Source organism: uncultured Campylobacter sp. (assembly GCF_938031315.1).
Taxonomy (GTDB): Bacteria; Campylobacterota; Campylobacteria; order Campylobacterales; family Campylobacteraceae; genus Campylobacter_B.
Window position 1 is genome coordinate 1 of record NZ_CALHHT010000421.1, and the last position, 1,069, is coordinate 1,069.

Below are 1,069 nucleotides of genomic sequence, written 5' to 3' on the forward strand. Positions count from 1 at the left end.
ATCCAAAACCAACGAAACCCACATCCCAATAAAAGGAAACCCAAATGCAAATTAATGGAAAAGAGATATTTGAAAAAGGTCGTCTCGTGTTTAATTTAAGCCGAATGGCTTCTTTGGAATATCAGGATAAGTATCTAGTACATGCCACGGCTAAATATTATGAAGATCCATCGGAAATGGCGGAACTACTATGCGATGAATGCTGGAGAGCCCTTGACGAAAAATTTGAATTCTGCTTCTTACCCTATGAAAGAGAGATCTTAAAAGAGCTTGCAGAGCTTATTTATAAATACTTTAAAGATCAAAGCCTGCTAGAAGGAGATACCTACGATTATTTGGTCTATCAGAATAAATCCTGGATAGAGGTCAGAGAATTAGCTTTAAAAACTTTGCATATTTTCGGATATGATTTAGGTGACTTTGATCTGTATTAAGCTCACGGAGACAGCACTTAAATAAAAAGGAAACCCAAATGCAAATTAACGGAAAAGAGATATTTAGGAAAAGCGGGCTTATGGTTAGTCTATGTCGAATGGCTTCTTTGGAATATCAAGTTGATCATTTGATACATCCTGCAGTTGAATATTACGAAAGCCCATCGGAAATGGTAGAATTTTTATATACCGAATGTAAAAATGCCTTATTGGAACAATTTAAATTTTGTTTCCTGCCATACGAAAGGGATGCACTAATGGTGCTTGTGGAACTTATAGATAAAAATTTTAATAACCGCAGCTTATTAGAGGCAGACGGTTACGAATACCTAGTCTATCATAATAAATCATGGGTAGAAGTCAGAGAGCTAGCCTTAAAGACTTTGTATACCTTCGGGTATGATTTGGAAGACTTCGACTATGATTAAACCCATATTAGACTTAGCAGAATGAAATTTATCCTATACATATCTTTACTCTGCTACTATACCTAATCGCCTGGGCTCTGCTTGGTTGTATACAGCGAAAATAAAACCGATGCCGCGTAAGCAAATAGTTTTATTTCTGGTTGCGCTTAGTTGTGCTGCATCATACCGCGCGCCGTAACGACGCATCTTAACGCCACTAGGCCGTGC

General features: G+C 37.5%; 2 protein-coding genes. Both read left to right on the top strand.

The features are described from left to right. The first annotated feature begins 44 nt into the window (after positions 1 to 44). A complete protein-coding gene (locus tag Q0236_RS10480) occupies positions 45 to 434 on the top strand; it encodes a phytanoyl-CoA dioxygenase (protein WP_297917580.1) in 390 nt (129 codons plus the stop codon). A gap of 38 nt (positions 435 to 472) precedes the next feature. After that, on the top strand, positions 473 to 862 hold the full coding sequence (locus Q0236_RS10485) for a phytanoyl-CoA dioxygenase (RefSeq protein ID WP_297917583.1): 390 nt from the start codon (positions 473 to 475) through the stop codon (positions 860 to 862). Positions 863 to 1,069 lie beyond the last annotated feature (207 nt).